Source organism: Halomonas sp. KG2, assembly GCA_030440445.1.
GTDB lineage: Bacteria > Pseudomonadota > Gammaproteobacteria > Pseudomonadales > Halomonadaceae > Vreelandella.
Window position 1 is genome coordinate 3821176 of record CP098528.1, and the last position, 23575, is coordinate 3844750.

Annotated in this window: 25 protein-coding genes; 14 read left to right on the forward strand and 11 right to left on the reverse strand. The window is 51.6% G+C overall.

Translation table 11 applies throughout. The features are described 5' to 3' along the window. Positions 1-78: 78 nt before the first annotated feature. Positions 79-1557, forward strand: a complete 1479-nt coding sequence (locus NDQ72_17610) for a PLP-dependent aminotransferase family protein (protein ID WKD27832.1) — start codon at positions 79-81, stop codon at positions 1555-1557. Between the two features lie 161 nt (positions 1558-1718). Here NDQ72_17610 and NDQ72_17615 read toward each other — a convergent pair whose 3' ends face one another. Continuing rightward, positions 1719-2270 (reverse strand): fasciclin domain-containing protein, encoded by a 552-nt coding sequence (locus NDQ72_17615; GenBank protein WKD27833.1) that lies wholly within the window; start codon positions 2268-2270, stop codon positions 1719-1721. Positions 2271-2455: 185 nt separating this feature from the next. Here NDQ72_17615 and NDQ72_17620 point away from each other — a divergent pair, with 185 nt between their 5' ends. The 4 genes from NDQ72_17620 to NDQ72_17635 all read left to right on the forward strand — a co-directional run bounded on the left by NDQ72_17620 (position 2456) and on the right by NDQ72_17635 (position 5225). Then, positions 2456-3019, forward strand: a complete 564-nt coding sequence (locus NDQ72_17620) for a sigma-70 family RNA polymerase sigma factor (protein ID WKD27834.1) — start codon at positions 2456-2458, stop codon at positions 3017-3019. Continuing rightward, positions 2998-3708, forward strand: coding sequence for an anti-sigma factor (locus NDQ72_17625; GenBank protein ID WKD27835.1), 711 nt, complete (start codon positions 2998-3000; stop codon positions 3706-3708). Before NDQ72_17620 ends, NDQ72_17625 begins: the two co-directional genes overlap by 22 nt. A gap of 28 nt (positions 3709-3736) precedes the next feature. Next, the gene (locus NDQ72_17630) at positions 3737-4342 is read left to right on the forward strand and encodes a DNA-3-methyladenine glycosylase I (protein ID WKD27836.1); all 606 of its coding nucleotides are present in this window, start codon (positions 3737-3739) and stop codon (positions 4340-4342) included. Between the two features lie 220 nt (positions 4343-4562). Next, positions 4563-5225: a CDP-alcohol phosphatidyltransferase family protein gene (locus NDQ72_17635; protein WKD27837.1), complete on the forward strand. Its 663-nt coding sequence runs from the start codon at positions 4563-4565 to the stop codon at positions 5223-5225. Between the two features lie 21 nt (positions 5226-5246). Here the strand turns inward: NDQ72_17635 and NDQ72_17640 are convergent, their stop codons facing one another. After that, on the reverse strand, positions 5247-6689 hold the full coding sequence (locus NDQ72_17640) for a PLP-dependent aminotransferase family protein (protein WKD27838.1): 1443 nt from the start codon (positions 6687-6689) through the stop codon (positions 5247-5249). A gap of 213 nt (positions 6690-6902) precedes the next feature. On the opposite strand from NDQ72_17640, the gene NDQ72_17645 reads away from it, so the two are divergent. Then, positions 6903-7103, forward strand: a complete 201-nt coding sequence (locus NDQ72_17645; protein WKD27839.1) for a DUF1127 domain-containing protein — start codon at positions 6903-6905, stop codon at positions 7101-7103. Next, complete coding sequence (locus NDQ72_17650) at positions 7090-7962, forward strand: PhzF family phenazine biosynthesis protein (protein ID WKD27840.1); 873 nt, start codon at positions 7090-7092, stop codon at positions 7960-7962. The genes NDQ72_17645 and NDQ72_17650 overlap by 14 nt, the downstream gene beginning before the upstream one ends. A 94-nt stretch (positions 7963-8056) precedes the next feature. Here the strand turns inward: NDQ72_17650 and NDQ72_17655 are convergent, their stop codons facing one another. Next, positions 8057-8716 carry a glutathione S-transferase family protein gene (locus NDQ72_17655; GenBank protein ID WKD27841.1) on the reverse strand — a complete coding sequence of 220 codons (660 nt, stop codon included), beginning with the start codon at positions 8714-8716 and terminating at the stop codon, positions 8057-8059. 125 nt (positions 8717-8841) lie between these two features. Between NDQ72_17655 and NDQ72_17660 the strand changes: the two genes are divergently transcribed. Beyond that, on the forward strand, positions 8842-9393 hold the full coding sequence (locus NDQ72_17660; GenBank protein ID WKD27842.1) for a TetR/AcrR family transcriptional regulator: 552 nt from the start codon (positions 8842-8844) through the stop codon (positions 9391-9393). Between the two features lie 12 nt (positions 9394-9405). On the opposite strand, the gene NDQ72_17665 is transcribed toward NDQ72_17660, so the two are convergent. After that, the gene (locus NDQ72_17665) at positions 9406-10353 is read right to left on the reverse strand and encodes a hypothetical protein (GenBank protein ID WKD27843.1); all 948 of its coding nucleotides are present in this window, start codon (positions 10351-10353) and stop codon (positions 9406-9408) included. A 125-nt stretch (positions 10354-10478) separates the two neighbouring features. On the opposite strand from NDQ72_17665, the gene NDQ72_17670 reads away from it, so the two are divergent. After that, a complete protein-coding gene (locus tag NDQ72_17670) occupies positions 10479-10937 on the forward strand; it encodes an Lrp/AsnC family transcriptional regulator (GenBank protein WKD27844.1) in 459 nt (152 codons plus the stop codon). A 7-nt stretch (positions 10938-10944) separates the two neighbouring features. On the opposite strand, the gene NDQ72_17675 is transcribed toward NDQ72_17670, so the two are convergent. From NDQ72_17675 to NDQ72_17685, 3 genes are all read right to left on the reverse strand, one after another. Then, complete coding sequence (locus NDQ72_17675) at positions 10945-11565, reverse strand: TetR/AcrR family transcriptional regulator (protein WKD27845.1); 621 nt, start codon at positions 11563-11565, stop codon at positions 10945-10947. Between the two features lie 95 nt (positions 11566-11660). Next, on the reverse strand, positions 11661-13157 hold the full coding sequence (locus NDQ72_17680) for a CoA-acylating methylmalonate-semialdehyde dehydrogenase (protein WKD27846.1): 1497 nt from the start codon (positions 13155-13157) through the stop codon (positions 11661-11663). Positions 13158-13200: 43 nt separating this feature from the next. After that, on the reverse strand, positions 13201-14481 hold the full coding sequence (locus NDQ72_17685; GenBank protein ID WKD30436.1) for an aspartate aminotransferase family protein: 1281 nt from the start codon (positions 14479-14481) through the stop codon (positions 13201-13203). A 411-nt stretch (positions 14482-14892) separates the two neighbouring features. On the opposite strand from NDQ72_17685, the gene NDQ72_17690 reads away from it, so the two are divergent. Genes NDQ72_17690 through NDQ72_17710 form a run of 5 tightly spaced genes read left to right on the forward strand, consistent with a single transcriptional unit; the run spans position 14893 to position 20304 of the window. Beyond that, complete coding sequence (locus NDQ72_17690) at positions 14893-15135, forward strand: hypothetical protein (GenBank protein WKD27847.1); 243 nt, start codon at positions 14893-14895, stop codon at positions 15133-15135. A 14-nt stretch (positions 15136-15149) separates the two neighbouring features. After that, the gene (locus tag NDQ72_17695) at positions 15150-16697 is read left to right on the forward strand and encodes a sodium:solute symporter family protein (protein ID WKD27848.1); all 1548 of its coding nucleotides are present in this window, start codon (positions 15150-15152) and stop codon (positions 16695-16697) included. 22 nt (positions 16698-16719) lie between these two features. After that, on the forward strand, positions 16720-17562 hold the full coding sequence (locus NDQ72_17700) for an FCD domain-containing protein (GenBank protein WKD27849.1): 843 nt from the start codon (positions 16720-16722) through the stop codon (positions 17560-17562). A 49-nt stretch (positions 17563-17611) separates the two neighbouring features. Beyond that, positions 17612-18901 carry a Zn-dependent hydrolase gene (locus tag NDQ72_17705; GenBank protein WKD27850.1) on the forward strand — a complete coding sequence of 430 codons (1290 nt, stop codon included), beginning with the start codon at positions 17612-17614 and terminating at the stop codon, positions 18899-18901. A gap of 2 nt (positions 18902-18903) precedes the next feature. Then, positions 18904-20304, forward strand: a complete 1401-nt coding sequence (locus NDQ72_17710; GenBank protein ID WKD27851.1) for an amidase — start codon at positions 18904-18906, stop codon at positions 20302-20304. A gap of 18 nt (positions 20305-20322) precedes the next feature. Here the strand turns inward: NDQ72_17710 and NDQ72_17715 are convergent, their stop codons facing one another. The 4 genes from NDQ72_17715 to gabT all read right to left on the reverse strand — a co-directional run bounded on the left by NDQ72_17715 (position 20323) and on the right by gabT (position 23565). Beyond that, positions 20323-20625: an antibiotic biosynthesis monooxygenase gene (locus NDQ72_17715; GenBank protein WKD27852.1), complete on the reverse strand. Its 303-nt coding sequence runs from the start codon at positions 20623-20625 to the stop codon at positions 20323-20325. Between the two features lie 192 nt (positions 20626-20817). Continuing rightward, positions 20818-21393 (reverse strand): NUDIX domain-containing protein, encoded by a 576-nt coding sequence (locus NDQ72_17720; GenBank protein ID WKD27853.1) that lies wholly within the window; start codon positions 21391-21393, stop codon positions 20818-20820. 19 nt (positions 21394-21412) lie between these two features. Further along, the gene (locus tag NDQ72_17725; protein WKD27854.1) at positions 21413-22051 is read right to left on the reverse strand and encodes an HAD hydrolase-like protein; all 639 of its coding nucleotides are present in this window, start codon (positions 22049-22051) and stop codon (positions 21413-21415) included. A 242-nt stretch (positions 22052-22293) separates the two neighbouring features. Then, a complete protein-coding gene (gene gabT, locus NDQ72_17730; GenBank protein ID WKD30437.1) occupies positions 22294-23565 on the reverse strand; it encodes a 4-aminobutyrate--2-oxoglutarate transaminase in 1272 nt (423 codons plus the stop codon). Positions 23566-23575 lie beyond the last annotated feature (10 nt).

Below are 23575 nucleotides of genomic sequence, written 5' to 3' on the forward strand. Positions count from 1 at the left end.
TAAGATGGTGAATAAACCCAGCTTGCCGCTATAGTGGTCTATAGCAAAGAGCCACTTATCACTAAATTGAGGGAACCAGTGAAACAACGTAACGCTGCTAGTGATTGGATCACGGAGGCGCTAGCGATAAGGCTAGCAGCGAATGAAGCAGCTACGCTGGTTCAACAGCTCTACCGCTCGCTTAAGGATTGGATTCAACACGGTGAATTGACGGCAGGTGATACTCTTCCTTCTTCCCGCTATTTATCCCGCGCTTTAAATATTAGCCGCAATACAGTACTGGCCGCCATGGATCGGCTGCAGGCGGAAGGGTTACTAATTGCCCGCCAGGGAGCGGGACTCTATGTTGCGGACCTCCCTACGCTATTAATCAGGGCCGAGCTTCCACCGCCTTTGCCTGTTCGCTATTCAAACCGAGGCAAAACACTGTTGACACTAAGCGGAGCGTTAAGCCACGGCCATCGCGCGTTTGCCCCTGGCGTTCCGGCACTTGACCTGTTTCCCCGCGAGCTATGGCAACGCCTTTTGCGTCGCCACTATTACCACGCAGAGGTATCGTGGATGGACTATCAGGCTAGCGGCGGGCTACCCGAACTCAAAGCTGCCCTGTGTGACTATCTAAGACTCTCCCGAGCAGTGCGCTGCCAACCAGAGCAGATTGTGATTACCCAAGGTGCCCAACAGGCATTTGAGCTGACTAGCCAACTGCTCACCGATAACGGTGATTCGGTTTGGATGGAAGAGCCCGGTTACCGCGGCGCCCAGGCCTGTTTTCTGGCGGCAGGCTTAACGGTAACGCCCATACCTGTCGATCAAGAAGGGTTAAATCCGTTGCTTGCCCCTAAGAATGCGCCAGCGCCTCGGCTAATTTACGTAACACCCTCCCACCAATACCCCAGCGGCGTTACCATGCCAGTACCACGCCGATTAGTATTGCTAGAATATGCTTCCCGTACTGGCAGTTGGATCATTGAAGACGATTACGACAGCGAATTTCGTTACGATACGCCGCCGACGCCGTCGCTACAGGGGCTTTCGGAACAGGCATCGGTTATTTATGTCGGCACCTTCAGTAAGGTGCTCTATCCCGGCTTACGCCTAGGCTATTTGGTATTGCCTGATAGGCTTGCCGAAGACTTTAAGCGCGCTCACGCGCGTCTACACCGCGAGGGTAACTATCCTGTCCAATCAGCACTTGCTGAGTTCATTGCCAACGGACATTTTACTCGTCACATCAACCGCATGAGGGCCGTTTATCGCCAGCGCCAAGCCTGTTTGCGCACCGCATTAGCGCCTGCGGTGGCCGCAGGGCTTCAGCTTTCTGACGGCCATGCAGGTATGCATCTTCTGGCTGAACTCGATAGTTTCGAAAAAGAAGAGATACTCGTAAGGCGTGCCAATGAAACGGGTATTACGCTTTCACCTCTTTCCCGCTATTACCTTGGTGAGAATAAGCGCCCTGGTTTAGTGCTCGGTTATGCAGGTTCAATGGAAAGCGAACTTATAAACGCAGGTGCTTGGCTTAGCAACGCATGGTTAAACTTACGCCAGGGTTAATATCTACTCGCTAAGGGCGTTCAGTGGCCGCGCTGTCGTTGGTTGGCAGTGAGAGGAAGCTTTCAATCGTCAAACATTAAAACTACCGCTGCCTTAAGACTCAAGGCAGCGGGACAGTCACTTGGCGAATGAGTGTTAATTAGCCGCCAGCATCCTATCGATTAAGGCATTAATACACGATCAACCACGTGGATAACGCCGTTAGCTTGGGCAACATCAATCACCGTTATATTGGCACTATTGCCCTGCGCATCCATCACCATCAGGTTATTACCGTTACGAATAACGGAAAGATGCCCGCCTTGTACGGTTTTAAAAGCCACGGTGCCGTCGTTCTCCATAACCTCTTCCCACAACGCGTCCCGCGTCAGGTTGCCTGGCACCACGTGATAAGTCAGAACGGTCTGCAACTGCTCAAGGTTCTCAGGCTGTAGCAACGTATCAACGGTGCCGTCGGGCAAGTCCGCAAAGGCCTCATCCGTGGGTGCAAAGACGGTAAAAGGGCCATCACCTTGCAACACATCCACTAGTTCAGCTGCCTGCACTGCAGCCACCAGCGTTTCGTGGTCACCTGAGTTAACGGCATTTTCGATAATATTACGCTCGGGAAGCATGCTGGCTCCGCCCACCATGGTAGGGCCATGATCAGCAACGGCAGCACTAGCATAAAGAGCAGCGGCACAAAGGCTAGCAGTAAGAAGTTTGAGTTTCATTGGGGCATCTCCTACTTGTGATTAAAATGGCTCAACAATGCAAGCTCATTAACACTTACGTGGCTAATGCCCTGGTGGATGCAAACTTTTCAAAATTTTTTATCGGCCACTAATATGAAGTCTATTGCCTTCAACGCCACGCTACCCAAGACTGATAGTTCGGTTTAATGCGCAGAGATGTCTGAATGCAAGATGCCACGCAACGCCAACAGTACCTTATTGATCAGCTCAGTGGCTGCGCCCAAGGCGACCGCCAAGCATTTGCGCGCCTTTATCGTGCCACTAGTGCGCATCTATATGCCCAACTGCTGCGTATAGTAAGAGAGGAAAACGCTGCCCAGGATTGCCTGCAGCATGTCTTTATCAACATATGGCGCGTTGCTAATCAGTACGATGCCACTCGTGCTAAACCTATGACTTGGCTATCAACACTTGCTCGCAATACTGGCATCGACTGGCTACGCCGCCAGAAGCCTCAGGATGCAACCACCGATGAACCTACATTAGCAACGCTGTTAGGTACCGAAGACCCTGAAGATGACAGCATAAGCGGCCAGAAAAAAGACAGACTTAATGATTGTCTGGACACACTAAGCCTTCAACAGCGTCAGTTAATGGAGATGGCTTATTTTCAGGGGTTAACGCATAGCGAGCTTGCTCACTCTTTGTCCCAACCGCTGGGCAGCGTTAAAAGCTGGATTCGTCGTGGGCTTGAGAGGTTAAAAACATGTCTAACCAATGGGATTTAACCAACCCCGATGAACGCCACCTAGCGGCTGGTGAGTATGTACTCGGCGTATTGGATAAAAAACAGAAAACACACTTTGAAGCGCTGCTGGCCGTCAGTCATGATCTACAAAATGATGTGAATAGCTGGCGAGAGCACTTGCAGTTATTCAACGAGCAACTTGATCCTAGAACGCCTCCCAAAGAGGTTTGGCAGCGTATTATCCAAGCAACCGGGGCATTCCCCCCTCCCTGGTGGCAACGCTTAGGCGTATGGCAAACAGTCGCTGCCGGATTTGGGGCAGTCGCAATAGTATTTAGTACTCTTTGGCAGCAAGCTGAACTTTCTACATTGCCTCAGGGCGAGGCAGTATTTGTGGTTCAGGATGAATCGCGCACACCGGGCTGGATCATTAGTGCGACTACTAGGGGCGAACTGATCGTGCAGGCCGTTCAACCTACTCAAGTCCGCAGCAATCAGACTGGTGAGCTGTGGTTAATCGCCGAAGGCACCCCAATATCGTTAGGTTTACTACCTGAGCAAGGTAACCTACGGCTACACCCTAGTGCGGAGCTACGTGCGCAATTATTCAATGCCGACCTTGCCGTCAGTATAGAACCACGAGGTGGCGCGCCTGACGGTCAACCCACAGGCCCCATCATCGACCACGGACGTTTGATACCTATGCGCGGCAACACACTCAACTTATGACGTTTAGGATATTGCTAAGGAGCGCCCAATGCCTGACTTTATTGCCCCTGATAATCTTCCACGCTGCCAGTGGTGTGGCGGTGCCCCCGAATTTCTGCCCTACCATGACAACGAGTGGGGATTTCCGGTGGTCGATGACCAGCGGCTATTCGAAAAGCTCTGCCTGGAAAGTTTTCAGTCGGGCTTAAGTTGGCGCACCATTCTCAACAAACGCGAGAACTTTCGCGCTGCCTTCCATCATTTCGACTTCCATCACGTTGCCCGCTTTGGCGAAGAGGATGTTCAGCGCTTGTTGCAGGACGCAGGCATTATTCGCCATCGTGGCAAAATCGAGGCGGTGATTAATAATGCCCAACGGGCGCTGGAAATGGTCAAGCAGGAAGGCTCACTGGCCGCATATTTTTGGCGTTTCGAGCCAACCCTCGATTCACTGACCGCACCACAAACTCAGACCACCTCGCCTGAATCCATCGCACTTGCTAAAGATTTGAAAAAGCGCGGCTGGAAATTCGTTGGTCCAACCACTGCGTTTGCGTTTATGCAGGCCATGGGGCTACTCAATGATCACTCGCTGATGTGTATCACTCGAGAGCACGTCGAACAGGCAAGGCAGCAATTTCAACGACCAAAGTAGCAACCGAGGCGCAAGGCACTATACTTTTTGCACAACCGTGGCATGCCCAGATGGCTGGCCTACGTATTCGCTGGGTGTCGTCTTGTAGTAGGGTATAGTTTTTACACACTCACCTATACACCGAACAGCTAGGGGACATCACGTTCCCAATGGGGTCAACGTGGTCCAAACGCTCTCTTCGCACACAGAATCCCGCGCTTCGATATGGAAAGCTTGGAGCGTGCATATATTCACGGCCAGCGGCGTACTGCTCGGCACAATGGCGCTGCTCTCGCTGATCGATAACAATCCAGTCGCCTGCTTACTTTGGCTTGGTGCTGCGATGATGGTCGATGGTTTCGATGGCACTCTGGCGCGTAAGTATGAAGTAAAAACCATCCTGCCCCACTTCGATGGTTCGACGCTTGATATGGTCATCGATTATCTAACCTGGGCATTTATTCCCGCTCTGTTTATCTACTTCTTTATTGAGTTGCCGCCCAATTTCGAATTGCTGTCAGTGTTTATCATTCTGCTGTCGTCGATGTTCTGTTTCTGCAACACTAATATGAAAAGCCAGGATAATTATTTCGTTGGTTTTCCTGCTGCCTGGAACATTGCTGCGGCCTATTTTTATATTCTCGATTTACCGCCCTTCATCACCTTTGCATCGATCGTTTTTCTCGCCATTCTTACCGTGACCAAGATGAAGTTCCTACATCCGTTTCGTGTTCGTCAGTTCATGCCTCTCAATATCGCCGTTACGCTATTATGGTGCGCCTGTACAACGTCGCTGGTGCTCTCCAGCCCCGATCATGCCGCCTGGGCACTGTGGGGATGGGGCATTGCATCCATCTACTTCATCGGTATGTGCATATGGCGTACCGCTCAAGAAGCGTTTTGATTTAGCGATAGCAAACAATGCCTACTTCAGCGCTACCTCATACCGCTGTGCCTCCTCCACCATCTCGGTGGCGAGTTCCCCCACGGTGCGCACGGCATCTTCGATGGCCGGTGTTAGCGTAAATGCGTAGTTAAGTCGCAAACACTGGCGAAACTTGCCCGAGGCTGAAAACAGCGAGCCAGGTGCCACATGGATGGCGCGCTGAGCCAAGCGCTCATTAAGACGTACGCAGTCCACAGCGGCGGGTAACTCCACCCATAGCAAAAAACTGCCTTGCGGATAACTGATGCCCGCACCTTCTGGAAAATAGCGCTGCACCCAGTTGATCATGATGTCCCGTTGGCGCTGATATTGCCGAGCAACATAGCGAAGGTGACGCTCGTAGTGGCCTTTGGCAACAAATTCCGCCACCGCCAACTGCGGCAATGTGGCCGAGGCACCGGTAGAGACATACTTCATATGCAGCGCCTTATCTCGATAACGCCCCGGCGCCAGCCACCCCACTCGTAGCCCTGGCCCCACCGTTTTCGAAAAGCCACTGCACAACAGCACCCGCCCATCGTCATCGAAAGACTTCACCGTCAACGGCCTTGGCTGGGTATAGGCGAGATCACCGTAGATATCGTCTTCAATGATGGCCACGTCGAAGCGTTGGGCGAGTTGAAACAGCGCCTGTTTGCGCGCCTCGCTCATGGTGTAGCCCAGTGGATTGTTATACGTCGGAGTGACCTGGATGGCACGGATCGGCCACTGCTCCAACGCCATCTCCAATGCTTCCAAACTGATACCAGTTTGCGGATCAGTGGGAATCTCCAACGCTTTTAGACCATTGGCTTTTAGGATATGCATGGTGCCGTAAAAGCTGGGCGAGTCCACGGCCACCACGTCGCCAGGCTGAGTGAGGGTGCGCAGCGCTATCGACAATGCCTCCTGGCAACCGGTGGTGACCATGATGTCATCCGGGTGCAGCAAACAACCGGAGGCAATGGCCAGCCGCGCTACCTGCTGACGCAGCTCGGGGCTACCACTCAGTTTGTCGTAGTTAAAGCCATTCAGATCGTTCTTACGGTGAAGCCCCGCCAATATTTTCGACAACGGCTTAAGCGTTTCATAAGCCAGGTTCGGCACACCGCGCCCAAGCAGCAGCCGACTATCGTCACGCTCGGTAGCGACCAGCTCTAATACTTGATCCCACTGGGAGACATCCAGCGGGCACTGCGCAGGACGAGAGACAGAAGGCAGCACCGCAGGCACCCGGCTTGGAAGTACAAAGTAGCCCGATTTCGGTCGTGATTCGATCAGCGACACATCCATCAACTGCCTGTAAGCCTCCTGAGCAGTCGAGATACTGACGTCAAGCTCCTGACATACCGCTCGAATAGAAGGCAGGCGATCACCCACGCGGTAAATACCGTGCTCAATTCGCTCCCGCAAAATACAAGCAACCTCTTCGTAGCGTGTCATAACTCCAGCCCTCTATCTTTGAAACGCTTTTAAAATCGCTCTTCAAGACGTTCTTGAAGACGTTTTTAAAAACAATACAGATACCCTGCCCAGCAACCATACAGAGATATAACACACACCATCTGTATCTTAAAAATAGAAAAGCCTATATCTGTATTGATTGAGCATGGCTGCGTAATCTGGTTGAGCATATCGCCATCAAGGAGAATTGCCATGCTACGCTTCAGCCTCACCCAGATTCGCTGTCAGTTACGCCACTATCATCAACGCCGTCGTAGCCGCCGCCAGTTATTAACCCTTGATGACCGACTGCTGGAAGATATCGGCATCACCCGCACTCAGGCGCTAAAAGAGGGGGGTAAACCGTTTTGGCAGCACTCGTCATGCAAAAGAGGCCCCTATGAAAACTGCTGAGTATTACCTATTGGATGTGTTTACCGATAAGCCTTTTTCGGGCAATCAGTTGGCGGTTTTTTTAAATGCCGATGAGCTTGCAACCAGCACCATGCAGGCAATTGCTAATGAGCTTAACTTGGCAGAGACGGTATTTTTAGGCGCGGCGGCGACGGCTAATCACTACCCTATGCGGATATTCACACCCACGGCTGAGCTGCCGTTTGCTGGCCACCCCACGGTAGGTACCGCGCATCTACTAGCGGAGTTAAACCTCGTCAACCGCGAGCAAGGCATGGTGCTACAGCCACCTGTCGGTGCATTAGCGGTTAATTATGAACGAGAGGGAGCAACCTTCAAAACCGCCCAGCCCGTCATGGTCACGGGCAGCACGATTGATCGCCTCACAGCCGTAGAGCTACTGGGGCTAGACATCCACCAAGTCATTGGCAATCCCATCATTGCCTCTTTCGGGCTGCCCTTTCATCTTATTGAACTAGCTGACCGAGCAGCCCTTGAGCAGATTCAAATCGCCGGAGCAGTATGGGCGGATGCCGTTGCGCGCAGCGGCACTGAACAGATATACCTTTATGTGATGGAACAACGCGATAACAAAGAGACGATTGTACGGAGCCGTATGTTCTGCATGCACGCCAGTCTCTGCGAAGATCCCGCCACTGGCAGCGCTGCAGCAGCTTTAACCGGCTATTTAGCGTCACTCAACCCCGATCCCCTGCGATGTAAGATTCACCAAGGTGTTGAAATGGGGCGACCCAGTGTCATCCACACCACCGCCAATGGCACTATAGAGCAAGGGTTTGTAACAGTAGCTGGACAAGCGATCATCGCTGGCGAAGGTAAGCTTTACTTGGACGTTTGAAACTATAAACAAAACAATAAAAGTATCGATTTCGCGACATATCAAGCCAATCGCTATCAGTGCGGGCAAGCCATAGTGGCTCGCCCGCCTTTGCTTATGCCGCAACAAATACATTGCGCGCGCTGGGCCGATCCTGAATCCGCTTTAAGTAGGTGGATAAATGCGGCGTTTTTTGCAACAAAGGGGCAGCAGGCGGCAACTTACTTAAATAATCCAACATCGGCGCGGCCAATGCATCTGCAACACTAAAGGACTCAGTCACTAAATAAGGCTGCTTGGTTAGCTGAAGCTCTAACAGTGATAACATTCGAGCAACCTCCGGCTCAGCTGCTCGGATATAATCTTTCCGTACTGTCCCATTTTCCCCTTTTGGGAAATAGAACTCTAACAAATATCTCCGCACAATTGCTTCATCTACATATACTGATAGCCAAGCAGAAAATTGATCCACTAAGGCTCGCTCCCAAGCTGCTTCAGGCTGCAATTGATCGCCTTCAAAGGCCTCATCTAAATAGCGACAAATGCTAGCCGTTTCACAAAGCTGATGCTCCCCATGAAGTAATATAGGCACTTTTCCAAAAGGGTTTAAGCGTAAGTGCTCTGAGCTGTGTAAGTCGATAGCATTGCCGTTTATTGACATACCAAGCGTATAAGGAATTGATTTCTCTTCGCAGCACAGCTGCACACTTCGCACAAAGGTACTAAATTGTGGCCCCAGAATATGTACACCTTTTTCTTGCGACAAATCGTTCATTATTACGCTCCTCTCGTTTTATATAGGTAGTAGTGAAGAGTAACGACAGGCAAAATATGTTCAACAACATATTTTACTTAAAGCAAAAATGAGCTGATCAATGTCAATACAAGGAGGGGTTAATAATGCCGTGGGATGAATCGCACAAAATGCACTCGCATGAAAAAATATTGCACGCTGCTGCTCGCCTTTTCACTCACCATGGATTCAATGGCGTGAGCATAGATACGGTTATGCAAGAAGCAGGAATGACACGCGGCGCGTTCTACGCTCACTTTGAGTCAAAAAGTGATTTATACGCTCAGGCGCTCAAGCATGCTGCAACTCAAGCAGCCCAGCGGTTAGCACTAGAGCATTTACCTGAACAAGGCATAGAGCGATATCTAAGTGAAGAGCACCTTTTCAGCCAGCAAGTCCCCTGTCCATTGGCATGCCTGATTAGCGATGTCGCTCAACAAGACCTCCCTATTCGGTCAACCTACACCTTGCTCTTCAAAGGGTTTGTCGACAGGGTGAGTCAAATGACACCAGCAGACCAACTAACTCGACACCAAATTATTCAACAAGTGGTCACCATGGTGGGGGGGCTTGCTATCGCACGCACGTTGAACGATGAGTCACTGTCCAAGGAGGTACTGGAGGCTTGCCGAGAATTGGCCAGCTCAAAGCATCTCTAAAAGCGTACCGGCCTATTGCTGATTCCCCGTAGCGTTGGGCCAGCGGGCAATCACCGCGGTGACAATAACGGCAAACAACAGCCGTGCCCATAAAATGCCCGTTATATCGGCTCCGAGCATTAAGATCAGCAGCGTATCTTCTATAACACTATGGCAGAGGCCGAGAAAACACAGCGCTAACGTACTGTCGCGCTTGCTAAGCACCCCGTTTTGCACGTCACGAATCAGCAGCCCTGCGCCATAGCTTAATCCCAGCGTGAAACCAATGACCGTCACATTCGCTGCCGAACGGCCAATACCTAATAGCTTGAGCAACGGTAGCAAGCCAAGATGAATCCAACGCTCTAGACCCAGCCTTTTTAACAGTTTTAAGAGCACAATCAGCGCTAAAATAATCACAAAGATAAGCGCTAACGTTTCCAACTGCGCCAACGCCCAACTGCTGAGCGTTGGTGCTGATGAAAAACTTGGCTGCCATACCAATTCAACGGGTGCTTGCAGCAAACCAAAATACGAATAGAAGCAGTGTAACAGCCAAGCAAGCAGTAAAGCCCCACCGACACGCAGAACCAGCGTGCCCCACCAAGGTACGCCAGCGCGCTTGGCAACCGCTCCCTCAACGGGAAGTGAATGCCCTACCAGCATCAATGCCCCTAGTACCGTTACCTGTTCAACACTCAAAGGCGTTTCACCAACGACTTGGAAGAACACCGCAATGGCGGTGTACAAATTGGTGAAGAGCGCCGCCGCCCACACAACGCCCATTTGTTCGGGCAAACCGAGTGTGCTCATTAAAGGAGCTAGTACCATCCCCAGCCACTCGATCATACCAAGTAGCTCTAACCCTTTGACGATAAGCAAAGCAGGTATCAGGATTTTGAGTAGTGTCACATACACGCGCAGCGCGTCTTGCAGCACACGACCTACCACCGCCAATAAATAGTGAATTGTGATCCGCATCAAACCCTCATTGCCATCGTTTTAACAAACGTTATGATAATGGAGATGACGCAGAATCTTCTTTTCAATACGGCGCTCACAATCACTATTCGTTTTTTATAAACTCAAAAAGAGAATTTTATTGCATGGACGCTATTGATCGAAGGATTCTTGACCAGCTTCAACGTGATTCAAGCCAAACCAATCAAGCCTTAGCGGATGAAATAGGACTTTCCCCCTCGGCCTGTTTAAAGCGGGTTAATCGATTACGCGATGCTGGCGTCATTGAGCGTGAAGTGGCGCTACTCAACCCTGATGCCTTAGGCCAGCGCCTACACATGGTGGTGGAAGTCACCATAGAGCGGGATAACAAATTACTCTACCAGCAGTTCTTAACATCAGCGGTCAACGCCCCTGAAGTGAAGCAGTGCTATCAAGTAACGGGTGAGTGTGATTTTGTGTTGATCGTGGCCGTCGCTGATTTAGATGAGTACGACCGCTTTTGCGACAGCGTGCTCTATTCCCACGGCAACCTGCGCAAGTTCCGCACATTACTGTCGCGAAAACGCCATAAGTTTGATACGTCTGTGCAGCTCAGTCGTTGAGTACAGCTCACGCCGTCAACCCAATCCCCCGCAAAATCACCGAGGTTACCGACTGCACGGCTTTTTCAAACTGCAGGTCGTCTAAGGGTTTATCGTCGTTAAGCAGGTAGATTTGGTAGTCGAAATCAGCGTAGTGCTGGGTGGAGGCCCAAATCATATAAAGGAGGTAGGACGGTTCAACGGGGTTAATTTGGCCCGACTCAACCCACTCGCGAATTTTCGACTCTTTCAATTTAGCCCATTCGTATAAGTTATCGCGCAGGCGCTCTTTCAGGATGGGTGCGCCCTGCATTACTTCCGCCGCCCACACTTTCGAGCCGTGAGCGCGGTAACGAGAATGATTCATTTTGGCGCGGATATAGCTAGAAAGCACGACTCGTGGGTCGTCGTAGAGTTCAAAGCACAGCGCGTCCTGTTTCCAGATTTCCAGCAGCGCTAGCAGCACTTCCTGGTAGAGCGCCTTTTTAGTGGAAAAATAGTAGTGCACGTTGGATTTGGGCAGATCGGCCAACTGGGCAATTTCCCCCATCGATGCTCCGGCGTAGCCTTTTTCAGCAAACAATTGCTCCGCCGCCTGGAGAATCTTTTTTACGTTGGTTTGCCGAATTTCGTCCTGTGTTCTCGCCACGCTGCTCGTCCCTTTACGACTAAGATACGCACACCAAAAAAGTGCACCACCGCTTAGCAGTGGTGCAGAGAAGATGGCGCAGTTAGCTTACGGCGTCAACGTTGGTTAGTGGGAAACGAAAACTCAGCACGCGTGGCTTCGCTCACCGAAGGCCAGCGCTGGGAAACCGCTTTTCGACGGGTGTAGAAGCGTACAGAGTCAGGGCCGTAGGCATGAAGGTCGCCAAACAACGAGCGCTTCCAGCCGCCAAAGCTATGGTAGGCCACCGGTACGGGAAGCGGTACGTTAACACCCACCATGCCCACTTCGATGCCATCGGTAAAGCGTCGGGCAGCCTCGCCATCGCGAGTAAACAGGCAGGTGCCATTGCCGTATTCATGGTCGTTAATCAATTGCATAGCATCATCTAAGCTGCCGACCCGCACCACGCACAGCACTGGCCCGAAAATCTCTTCCTGGTAAATGCGCATCTCGGTAGTAACGTTATCGAACAGGCAACCACCAACGAAATAGCCATCTTCATGACCCGCGATTTTCAGCTCACGGCCATCGGCCACTAGTGACGCGCCGGCCTTTATGCCGTCTTCGATATAGCCCAATACTTTGTCACGGTGCTCTGCCGTCACCAGCGGGCCCATATCCAAGCCTTTATCGGTACCAGGGCCAACCTTGAGCTCAGCAATTTTAGGCAGCAGCGTTTCAACTAATCGATCTGCCGTCTCGTCACCCACGCATACCGCCACCGAGATTGCCATGCAGCGTTCGCCGCAACTTCCGAAAGCCGCCCCCATCAGGGTATTGGCAGCGTTTTCCAAATCGGCGTCGGGAAGCACCACGGCATGGTTCTTCGCCCCACCCAGAGCCTGAACGCGTTTGCCAGCGGCCGAACCACGGGAATAGATAGCTTCCGCTACCGGCGTTGAGCCTACAAATGAGATGGCTTTAACGGCCTTAGCATCTAGCAGCGTTTCCACCGCTTCGCGACTACCGTGCACCACATTCATCACGCCTTTTGGCAACCCCGCTTCTTGCAACAGCTCGGCTACCGCCATCGCCGCCGAAGGGTCTTTTTCCGAAGGCTTGAGAATAAAGCTGTTGCCGCAAGCAATCGCCATCGGATACATCCACAGCGGCACCATGGCAGGGAAGTTAAACGGAGTAATACCAGCTACTACGCCCAATGGCTGGAAATTGGACCACGCATCAATGCCCGGCCCAACGTTATGGGAATACTCACCTTTTAATAGCTCTGGCACACCGCAGGCATACTCGACATTTTCGATGCCGCGCTTCAGCTCGCCCATCGCATCTTCAGGAGTTTTACCGTGTTCTTCACTGACCAATTGCACCAAGCGGTCGGCGTGCTCCTCTAGCAGTTGCTTGAAGCGGTACATCACTTGGGCGCGCTTAGCTGGTGGCGTGTCTCGCCAAGCGGGAAACGCAGCTTGAGCGGCGGCAATCGCCCGCTCTACGTCGGCGGCGCTGGCGTCCGCCACTTGGCGAATCACTTGACCCGTTGAAGGGTTGGTCACGTCCAGCGTGCGCTGGCTGTCGATTAATTCACCGTTAATTAGATGGGAAACAACGCTCATTTTTTAACTCTCTTGTTAACGCTCTGAAGTTTAGATCAGTCGGTTATGCTAACGAATCCAAGGTGGTGGCAACGGCATCAAACAACCGTTCTAGTTCAGCCTCGGTGGAGCCAAACGGAGGGCCGAACTGCAGCGTGTCACCGCCGTAACGCACGTAGAACCCAGCTTCCCATAAGGCTAAATGAGCGTCCCTAGGGCGAATGGTAGGGTCGCCATCTCGGGGTGCCAATTGAAGTGCGCCCGCTAAGCCATAGTTGCGAATATCAACAATGTGATTGCGACCTTTTAGAGCGTGCAGCTTTTGTTCAAAAGCGGGCGCGATAGCACTTACCTGGGCAGGGAAGTTGTCACGCTCCATCATTTCAAGCGCCGCTAAGCCAGCTGCACAAGCGACAGGGTGGGCGCTGTAGGTATAACCGTGGGAAAACTCAATGGCGTGTTGGGCGCCGCCAGCGTGCATAAAAGTGTCGAAAATTTCGCTGGAAGCAATCACCGCGCCCATAGGAACAGCGCCGTTGGTGATCTGTTTGGCAACGTTCATGATATCCGGCGTCACGCCAAATGCTTCTGCCCCGGTGGTTGCGCCGCTGCGACCAAAAGCAGTGATCACTTCATCGAATATCAGCAGAATATCGTGGGCGGTACAGATCTCGCGCAGCCGATCCAGATAGCCTTTAGGTGGCACAATCACCCCAGCAGAGCCAGACATCGGCTCAACGATCACCGCCGCAATGGTAGATGCATCGTGCAGGGCGATCTGATCAAGCAGCGCATCAGCAAGCTCGGCGCCGGTTTCGGCTTGGCCCCGAGTGAAGGCGTGACCTACCTGCAGCGTGTGCGGCAGATGCGTTACGTCCATCAATTGGCCGTAGTGCTTACGATTGCCACCGATGCCGCCCAGGCTGGTGCCACCAATATTTACCCCGTGATAACCCTTGGCACGGCCAATCATGCGCGTCTTCTCGGGCTTACCTTTTAGCCGCCAGTAGGCCTTGGCCATTTTGACAGAGGTATCAGCGGCTTCTGAACCAGAGTTAGTGAAAAACACATGATCCAGCCCAGCAGGTGTAAGGCTGGCCACTTTTTCTGCCAGCTTAAACGCCAGCGGATGGCCAATTTGAAAACCTGGCGCAAAGTCGAGAGAGCCGAGCTGCGACGCCACCGCTTTCTGGATCTCTTCACGGTTATGACCTGCGCCGCAGGTCCATAAGCCAGAGAGTGAATCAAACAGCTTACGGCCCTGGTCATCGATGTAATAGCGCCCTTCCGCGCCAGTAATCATGCGAGGATTGGCACGAAAATCACGGTTAGCGCTAAACGGCATCCAATAGTGCTGATTAAGCGCACTGGGAGAAGCGTTTTGTTCGTCAATAAACGCTTGAGGGGTCGTGTTGTTTTGTAGGTCAAACATGGTGTCCAGCTCCATCGCTATGAGACATAGCCTCAGCATGCGCCACTGAACATGTTTATAAAATTACGCTTTTCTTGTGTTCACGTTAGAAAATTTATACGTAATAAGCAGGCTTTCGCTATCCATTCTGGCTTGACGATATTTTGAAAAACACCTATTTGTTATATCTATACGAATAAATACAACAAATAGATGGTTCACGCCCCACTAACGCTTGGCAACCGAGCTGCGCTTAATAACGCTGCTGTTGGATAGCTTTTGCTGGATTGCTTTGCGCTAAAAACCAAGCTCACACACTAACCATAAACAAAGGGCAAACGTGTTATGAAATATCTACCTCCTCTTAAACTAGCGCTTTATAGCGGCATGCTGCTTGGGTTCTTCATGTTAGAAAGTCCCATCATCATGCTAGCCAATCGCATAGAACCTATGCTGATGGGACTCCCCTTTTTATTGGCCTGGAATCTCTTTTGGTGGTTTGCATTAACGGCGCTGTTTTTAGTCGCGTATTTGACAAATTGGGGCAGCCCATCATCAACGGCTAACCACACCATTAAGCAGCCATAAAAGGGGGATAACGCATGACCGGTAGCTTATTAATTATTGCCGCATTTATGATCATCCCCTTACTGGTAGGGGTTTTATCGGCACGTCAATCGCAAGAAACGAGTGAAGACTTCTTCGTTCAAGGCCGCGCGATGGGCAGCATAGCGGTATTTTTCACCGTAGCGGCCACTTGGTGGAGCGCGTTTGCCTTCTTGGGTTCTAACGCCACGTTCTATACCAATGGCCCGGTCTTTCTGACTGCGCTAGCCTGGAACTTGCTGTTTGGTTTTATGTATTACTGGATCGGCAAGCGGGTTTGGTTTTTAGGAAAGCGATTCAATTATTTAACGCCATCAGATTTAATTGGCGACTTTTATAACAGCGAAGCACTGCGCATTACCGTTGCGGCTATTACGCTGATTTTTACCGTACCTTATTTACAGATCCAATTAACGGGTGGTGCCTATTTAATTGAAGTTGCCTCTGGTGGCTTGATTCCTTTCTGGCTCGCCGCGCTGCTGTTTTACTTCATTATTATTATCTATGTATGGATTGGCGGCATTCGTGCCATCGCCTGGACCGACGTCATTTACGGCGCTCTCTTGTTCTTCGGCATGATGTACGCAGGCTACTATATTTCCACCCAAGTGGGTGGGCCATCCGCTCTGTTCAGCCAACTCCAGCAAACCTCTCCTGAACATCTCACTATGCCGGGACCGAACGGCACGATGGGCTATCCCATGTGGTTCTCGCTGTTTGCGATAACCGCTATTGGCGCCTTTATGGGCCCACAAATCTGGTTGCGCATGTACTCAGTCAAACACGGCAAGCTGTTTAACTTAATGCCCTTCTTATTGGGCTTAGCAGCCTTTGCCTATGTCGGATCTGTTCTATCGGGTTACTCAGGTGTGCTGCTTGAGCCGAATGTGGAAAATCCCGACCAAATCCTGCCCATCATGCTCATGGAGTATGCGCCGTATCTACTTGCCTCGCTGATTATGGCAGCGGGCGCATCAGCCGCCATGTCAACGGCAAACTCACAGATTCACGCGGTATCCACGGTAGTGACAATGGATATTTACAAACGCTATGTGAACCGTGACGCAAGCCAAGCCCGTATTGTTTATATCGGTCGCTTATCACTGGTGGGCTTTTCACTTGTGGCTTATATCATGGCGCTTACCGTACCCGGTGTTCTGGTCACCATCGGTATTGCTGCTCTGGCAGGTACTGCACAATTGGTGATTCCTACACTCGGTGCCATCACTTGGAAAAAAGCCCACCCGACCGCTGCTCTAGCAGGTTTGTGGGGCGGCGTTGGCTGCGTACTTCTGATGACCTTTGGCCCGCTAAGTGCTCCCCTTGGCTTCCATGCGGGCATTTGGGGGCTACTGCTCAACATTGCGCTGTTTGTTGGCCTAAGCCATGCATTGCATCGCCGCGACACAGCGGTTGTGGAACGCTTTACCCAGGCACGCTACGACTATGATGCTGAGTATCACCCCGAGCGTTTACCTAGCTATGCACAAGACCCTAAACCAGCTTATGCACAAGAAACTAAGCCCTCAGTAGCTGATCGCTAACAATCAACAAAGGAGTGTATTGATGGCCAAAGCCCCTGTTTCAACTACTAGTTCAACGGCTAGTTCAACTACTAGTTCAACCGTTAAGCGTCGTCCTAAACTCGCCGAGCTTATCAGTGATGATATCAAACGCTGGATTGCATCAGAGGGGCTCGGTGAAGGTGATCGCCTGCCAAATGAGCGAGCTCTGATGGAGCTCTATGGCAGCGCCAAAGCCACTATACGCGAAGCGCTTAAGATTCTTGAGGTTGAGGGGCTAATCACTTTAAAAACCGGGCCTCAAGGAGGAGCCGTTATTAATCAGCCGGGCATGGAACCCGCCAGCCGCATGCTACGTAACTTTCTGCATTTCCAACAGTTAGATGGCAAGCAAGTGTATCAATTGCGCAAGCTGTTAGAGGTCGAGCTGGCGGCATCTGTCGTTGGCCGACTCACGGAAGAAGACTTTCAACAGCTTGAAGCGAATATAGCAGCCTGCACTTGCTGTAGCGGCGAGGAAGACCATAAGCGCCAGCGCTTTTTAGAGCTGGAGTTTCATCAACTGCTGGCGCGCACCTGCCCTAATCCACTGTTGGCGTTTATATGCCAGTTTTTAAACGACATGCTGCGCGACCTAGTCGTGATCAAAAAAGCTTACGTGCCTGAACGTAAGCAGTTCGATCACGCTAACCAGGACTATCATCGACTGTTGCTAGATGCCTACCGAGCCGAAGATACCTCGCGTGTCCGTCAAGTGATGGCCGAGCATATGCTAGATGCAGAGCACCACATGAGTGCGCTGGAAGCCGAAATGGCCGAACAAATGCTAGTCAGCAACGACCTACTGGGCACTCTAGCAAATCGTTCAAAACTATATGATTTATAAATGAAAAATGCGTGCTTTAGCACCCTTTTCATCTTAAGAGGATACCAAATTGACTACCTACATAACGCCAACAAACGCGATCACTAACCTTCGCACCGACAGCGACCGTCTCTGGCAATCGCTAATGGACATGGCGAAGCTGGGCGCGACAGCTAAGGGCGGTGTTAACCGACAGGCGCTAACGGATCTTGATCGCCAGGGGCGCGACCTATTTATCCAATGGTGTCGTGCAGAAGGTTGCACCATCCGCATTGATAATATCGGTAATATTTTTGCCCGCCGGGAAGGCAGCGATCCAACAGCCAACACCGTCATGGCGGGCAGCCACTTGGATAGCCAGCCCACTGGAGGGAAGTATGACGGCTGTTTTGGCGTACTTTCAGGTCTAGAAGTAATCCGAACGCTTAATGAACACAACATCACCACAAAGTCGCCCATTGAAGTCGTTGCGTGGACTAACGAAGAGGGTTGTCGCTTCCCACCTTGCATGATGGGGTCTGGGGTATTTACTGGCGTGCTTGAATTTGACGCCATGATGGCGCGCACCGACGCCGATGGCGTCACGGTAAGTGATGCACTGGATGCCATTCACTACCGTGGTAGCGACGAGGTCTCACCCAGTGAGATAAAAGCTTACTTTGAACCACACATCGAACAGGGGCCGATTTTAGAAGATACCGACACCACCATTGGCGTGGTTATCGGTGGGCTTGGTCAAAAGTGGTTTGATTTAACCCTAACCGGGCTTGAAGCCCACGCGGGTCCCACGCCCATGAATCTGCGTCGCGACGCCATGATGGGCGCGGCGGAAGTCACCCAAGCACTCAACAAAATTGCCTTGGATCATCAGCCCCACGGGCGCGGTACGGTTGGTTGTATGTCACTACATCCTGGCTCGCGTAACGTTATTCCCGGCCAAGTCAAAATGACCTTGGATATGCGCCACTGGGAGCCGGAAGCCCTCATCTCAATGGGTCAATCCTTAGCGACGGCCGTCGAAGAAATTTGCCAACGTCATGGGCTGGAATATGAATTAACGCCCACCGCAGATTTTGCCCCGGAGCACTTCAATAAAGCCTGTATTGATGCCGTGCGCGAAGGGGCCGAGCAACTCAACCTATCGCACATGGATATCATCAGCGGTGCTGGTCACGATGCGATGTTCGTCGGTCGTGTAGCTCCGGCTGCAATGATCTTTGTTCCCTGCAAGGACGGCATTAGCCACAACGAAATTGAAAGCGCCACTCCGGAGCATGTTCACGCTGGCTGTAACGTTCTTCTACAGGCCATGTTGAATGCGGCCAGTGTTGAAGACAGCGTTAGCATAGCTGGGGAGTAACAATGACGGAGACATTTGAGACACTCACGGCTGTGGAAGCATTAGCCCGCTTCCGCAAGGGGACTCTTTCCCCAGAGGCGCTGGTAAACGACTGCTTGGAGCGGATTGCCCGCGACAACCCAAAGGTCAATGCGTTTACTTGCGTGAACGAGGTAGAGGCTCGGCGCTTGGCAGAAGCGTCTGCCCGGCGCTGGCAGGCAGATAAACCCAGCGGCCCGCTGGATGGCATTCCTGTCACTATTAAAGATTTAACCTTAACGAAGGGCCTACCGACACGCCTGGGTTCAACCACCACCCCATCAGACGGCCCTTGGGAGGTGGATGCGCCGATCAGCCATCACCTTCGCAATGCTGGAGCCATCGTCATTGGCAAAACGACTTCGCCCGAGTTTGGTTGGAAAGGCGTCACTGATAACCCCCTGCACGGCATTACCCGCAACCCGTGGAATAGCACACTAACGCCCGGCGGATCATCCGGCGGCGCAGGGGCAGCAGCGGCACTTAATCTAGGCCTCTTACACCAAGGCAGCGACGCGGGTGGCTCGATCCGTATCCCATGCAGCTTCACCGGCACCTTTGGCATAAAGCCAACCTTTGGTTGGGTTCCCCAATGGCCCGCTAGCGCCATGAGTACACTTTCCCATTTAGGGCCAATGACCCGCACAGCGGCCGACAGTGCGCTAATGCTTAGCGTGATGGCCCAGCCAGATGCCAGGGATGGTTACTCCGGCAACCCCCAAGGGCCAGACTGGCTAACGCCGCCTCCTGCTAACCTACGTGGCTGGCGCATCGCCTATAGTGCAGATCTTGGCTACGTAGAAGTAGCCTCAGACATTGCTCAAAGGGTAGAGGAAGCCATTGCCTATTTCGAAGAGCTGGGCGCCACAGTAACACGCGTTGACCCTGGCTTTAGCGATCCAATCAAGACGTTTAACACCCTCTGGTTTGCAGGTGCTACCCAAGCGCTAGAAAAACTGGACGAACAGCAGCAGGCATCACTCGACCCTGGGTTTCTCGATATTGCCCGACGCGGACAGGATGTATCGCTTTCCGACTATCTCGCCGCTCGGCGTCAGCGCAGTGAATTGACCGCCCAAATGGCAGCCTTTCATGAACGCTATGACTTACTGGTTACACCCACGATGCCCATCTCCCCCTTTGCAGCGGGCCACAACGTACCACCAGGCGGAACCTACCGAGACTGGATGGGCTGGACGCCGTTCAGCTACCCCTTCAACCTCACCCAGCAGCCCGCGGCATCCCTTCCTTGCGGTTTGGATAATCAAGGGCTGCCAGTAGGCCTTCATTTAGTAGCGGGCAAATATCAAGACCTCAAGGTGCTGCATGCCGCCCAGTTACTTGAGCGCTACTTGCCACCGCTGACGCCACCCCCGACTGCCTAAACAGATATGAAATATCGCTTATAGCACGACGTCATACCCTTCAAACTTAGGTGGGCCAAGATAGATACCTTCCGGCGCCTTGGCGTTAGCATGAGCCTTGCGGAATGCTTCTGACTTGGTCCAGGCGCGGAAGGCTTCTTCCGATTCCCACACACTGTGGGAGATAAACACAGTGTGATCTTCCTGACTTTCGCCCTGCAGCATTTGGAATTGTTGAAAGCCTGGTACTTCATCCAAATGAGAATCGCGGTTGCGCCACACCTCTAAAAAATCCTCTTCGCGGCCTGGGGCAATCCGAAAACGGTTCATGGCGATATACATGCACTCTCTCCTATTGAGTTTGTCTAACACGCTAGCGTAGCGGCCTGCCGCTTACGACGTCTATCACTTGATGGTAACGTCATGGTTTTATGACGAATAGGCGTTATGCCGAGTAAACCATCAGGATACGGCATGGCTAAGGCACCCATCCAGGTCGTTTGGTTCAAACGCGAAAAAGCTGACAACCACCCACTACAAACCAGCTACTTTTGCATTTACGTATTGTGGATATTCGAATGCTGCTCTTAAAATCAAAAGGCATGAAGTAGTATGCGTAATACTTCCATTTAAAACGTATTCAACAGCAGTATTAAGAGAAACATTGAAAGGTTCAACCATATCATCGGCAGGAGGCCTAGCAGCTAGCTCATAGAGTTCTGTTGCAATGATAAGATGATCTCTTGTTCTAACTAGAGTTGTAAAAGGATCCGTTACACCGATAGATTTAAAGTGGCCTGCACCGATTCCAGCCTCCTCTGCAAGCTCCCGAGCAGCTGCTTGCTCAGGAGCTTCCCCCTCGTCTATCCCTCCACCAATGATTTCTATCATTTCAGCATCTTGAGCATATTTATACTCACGGGCAAGCAACACCGTACCATCAGAAAATAAAGGAAGAATTGCAACACCGTCTTTCATATCAACAGTGCCAAATATTCCCCTATCACCCTCAGGCCGGATAACACTGTCTTCGGTAACTTCAATCCAGGGATTTTTATAAATTGTTTTGCTTGAGGTAACAGTAAACTGTCCTTTCTTTATTCCACTCATGCCCTCCCTCCTTTGCCAATTAAGTTAACAGGCCACGCGCTGAGAAATCTTTCAAGAGCTGAGCATGGTTTTCAAAAACAATCCCATCAATACCGCTATCCCTAGCACTTTTAACATTATCTTCACGATCATCGATGAAAACAACATCATCTCTATCGCAACCTAAAAACTCTAACATTTTGAAAAAAGCATCGGCATTAGGTTTGACAAGCTTATGTTCAAAAGATAAAAACTTCTTCTCAAACAAGTTATCAACATTCAGAAAGGACTGTATTTTCTCCCAATGTGTTTGATCGATGTTTGACATGCAAGCTTGGCGGAGACCACTCTGAGTTAATCTCTTAATCAATAATACTGTTTCGTTTTTTTCGCCGACCAATATTCTTTTTAGCAAGCTCTCTATCTCGCACTCGGAAACATCGTTACTTATTGAACTCTTTATTTCAGAAATATAATCCTCTTTTGTTATCAACCCTGCGACTGCTTTTTCAGTAAGGCTGTAACTTGATGGAGACACCTTAAATTCTTCTCGAATTAACGGGAGCAATTCTGATTTATCGATATTAAATTTCGTAGTGGCATCTTCCATCATGCCACGAAAATCCAATTCAACGACAACGCCACCAAGATCCCAAACAACCCATTGAGGAACTTTCATCCATGCACCTCCTTAGTCGACACTAATTTACTTAAGAAAACTCATAGAGAATATATTGTAGACGTAAAATTCTAATATACATGAATTCAACCAAGGCAGTACCGTTGGAAGTAAACGCTGTCGCTTCGCCGCCACTCAGAAACCTGGGCAGCAAGCCATTGTGAATAAGCGCGTTAAAAAAGCAAAACCCGTCAATCGCGCTGTTTGGCGATGACGGGTTTGATGATGCTTAGAAGAACGGTTTAGCTAAGCGCTTCCAACGACTGCTCAATAATGCTCAAGCCTTCTTCCAACACTGCAGAAGAGACCGTCAGCGGCACCAGAATGCGGATGCTGTTGCCGTAGAAGCCACAGGAGAGCAGGATCAGACCTTTCTCACGAGCTTTGGCACACAGCGCACCGGTCATTTGCGGGTCTGGCTTGCCTTCGCTGTTGAGCAGTTCAAACGCCGCCATGGCGCCGAGCTGGCGGCCGTGGGCAACGGCAGGGAAGCGTTCTTCCCATACCGCGAAACGTTCGGCCAGCATTTTGCCCATCTGTTCGCTGCGCGCCAGGATATCTTCTTCTTCGATTACCTCGATGACCGCTAACGCCGCTGCGCAGGAGAGCGGGTTACCGCTGTAGGTGCCGCCCAGGGAGTTGGGGCCAGAGGCGTCCATCACGCTGGCACTACCCACAACCGCTGATAGCGGCATGCCGTTCGCCAAGCTCTTGGCGGTGGTGAGGATGTCCGCTTCAATACCGCTATGTTCGAGTGCAAACAGCTTGCCGGTGCGGGCAAAGCCAGACTGCACTTCGTCGGCGATCAGCAGAATACCGTGCTCATCACACAGCGCACGCAGCGCTTTCAGGTAATCCGGTGAGGCGATGTAGAAACCGCCTTCGCCCTGTACCGGCTCAATCACGATAGCCGCCGTGCGATGCGGGGCAATATCGGTTTTGAACAGCGTGCGAATGGCGTCTAACGACGCTTCTTCGCTGATGCCGTGCAGCGGGTTGGGGAACGGCGCGCGGAAAACATCGCCCGGCATAGGGCCGAAGTCGTTCTTATAGGGCAGTACCTTGCCGGTCATGGCCAGCGTCATCATGGTACGGCCGTGGAAAGCACCGTCGAACGTGATAATGCCGGTACGGCCAGTCGCCGCGCGGGCGATCTTCACGGCGTTTTCCAGCGCTTCAGCACCGGTATTAACCAGCATTGCTTTACGCTCGGGGCCACGTACCGGCGTCAGTTCACAAAGTTTTTGGCACAGCTGCACGTAAGGGGCGTAGGAGATCACCGCCGCGCTGGTGTGCATGACTTTTTTAAGCTGCGCTTCTACTGCCGCGACAATTTTTGGATGGCGATGGCCCAGGTTTAATACGCCAATCCCCCCCGCAAAATCGATCCAACGGTTGCCATCGGCATCCCACAGTTCGGCGTTTTCAGCACGCTCGGCAAACTGGGTGGTAGGCGTGGCGGCACCGTTGGCCACATAGCGATTTTTCAGTTCGTTCAATTCTTGGTTATTCATCATCGTTTTC

What these genes read in the sequence shown, in the direction of transcription:
- NDQ72_17665 (WKD27843.1), bottom strand. Translation starts at nt 10,353, where the DNA reads ATGCGGATCACAATTCACTATTTATTGGCGGTGGTAGGTCGTGTGCTG.
- NDQ72_17700 (WKD27849.1), top strand. Translation starts at nt 16,720, where the DNA reads ATGGCCAAAGCCCCTGTTTCAACTACTAGTTCAACGGCTAGTTCAACT.
- gabT (WKD30437.1), bottom strand. Translation starts at nt 23,565, where the DNA reads ATGAATAACCAAGAATTGAACGAACTGAAAAATCGCTATGTGGCCAAC.
- NDQ72_17690 (WKD27847.1), top strand. Translation starts at nt 14,893, where the DNA reads ATGAAATATCTACCTCCTCTTAAACTAGCGCTTTATAGCGGCATGCTG.
- NDQ72_17645 (WKD27839.1), top strand. Translation starts at nt 6,903, where the DNA reads ATGCTACGCTTCAGCCTCACCCAGATTCGCTGTCAGTTACGCCACTAT.
- NDQ72_17640 (WKD27838.1), bottom strand. Translation starts at nt 6,689, where the DNA reads ATGACACGCTACGAAGAGGTTGCTTGTATTTTGCGGGAGCGAATTGAG.
- NDQ72_17670 (WKD27844.1), top strand. Translation starts at nt 10,479, where the DNA reads ATGGACGCTATTGATCGAAGGATTCTTGACCAGCTTCAACGTGATTCA.
- NDQ72_17655 (WKD27841.1), bottom strand. Translation starts at nt 8,716, where the DNA reads ATGAACGATTTGTCGCAAGAAAAAGGTGTACATATTCTGGGGCCACAA.
- NDQ72_17715 (WKD27852.1), bottom strand. Translation starts at nt 20,625, where the DNA reads ATGTATATCGCCATGAACCGTTTTCGGATTGCCCCAGGCCGCGAAGAG.
- NDQ72_17685 (WKD30436.1), bottom strand. Translation starts at nt 14,481, where the DNA reads ATGCCGTTTAGCGCTAACCGTGATTTTCGTGCCAATCCTCGCATGATT.
- NDQ72_17680 (WKD27846.1), bottom strand. Translation starts at nt 13,157, where the DNA reads ATGAGCGTTGTTTCCCATCTAATTAACGGTGAATTAATCGACAGCCAG.
- NDQ72_17630 (WKD27836.1), top strand. Translation starts at nt 3,737, where the DNA reads ATGCCTGACTTTATTGCCCCTGATAATCTTCCACGCTGCCAGTGGTGT.
- NDQ72_17615 (WKD27833.1), bottom strand. Translation starts at nt 2,270, where the DNA reads ATGAAACTCAAACTTCTTACTGCTAGCCTTTGTGCCGCTGCTCTTTAT.
- NDQ72_17710 (WKD27851.1), top strand. Translation starts at nt 18,904, where the DNA reads ATGACGGAGACATTTGAGACACTCACGGCTGTGGAAGCATTAGCCCGC.
- NDQ72_17650 (WKD27840.1), top strand. Translation starts at nt 7,090, where the DNA reads ATGAAAACTGCTGAGTATTACCTATTGGATGTGTTTACCGATAAGCCT.
- NDQ72_17725 (WKD27854.1), bottom strand. Translation starts at nt 22,051, where the DNA reads ATGAAAGTTCCTCAATGGGTTGTTTGGGATCTTGGTGGCGTTGTCGTT.
- NDQ72_17660 (WKD27842.1), top strand. Translation starts at nt 8,842, where the DNA reads ATGCCGTGGGATGAATCGCACAAAATGCACTCGCATGAAAAAATATTG.
- NDQ72_17695 (WKD27848.1), top strand. Translation starts at nt 15,150, where the DNA reads ATGACCGGTAGCTTATTAATTATTGCCGCATTTATGATCATCCCCTTA.
- NDQ72_17720 (WKD27853.1), bottom strand. Translation starts at nt 21,393, where the DNA reads ATGAGTGGAATAAAGAAAGGACAGTTTACTGTTACCTCAAGCAAAACA.
- NDQ72_17620 (WKD27834.1), top strand. Translation starts at nt 2,456, where the DNA reads ATGCAAGATGCCACGCAACGCCAACAGTACCTTATTGATCAGCTCAGT.
- NDQ72_17625 (WKD27835.1), top strand. Translation starts at nt 2,998, where the DNA reads ATGTCTAACCAATGGGATTTAACCAACCCCGATGAACGCCACCTAGCG.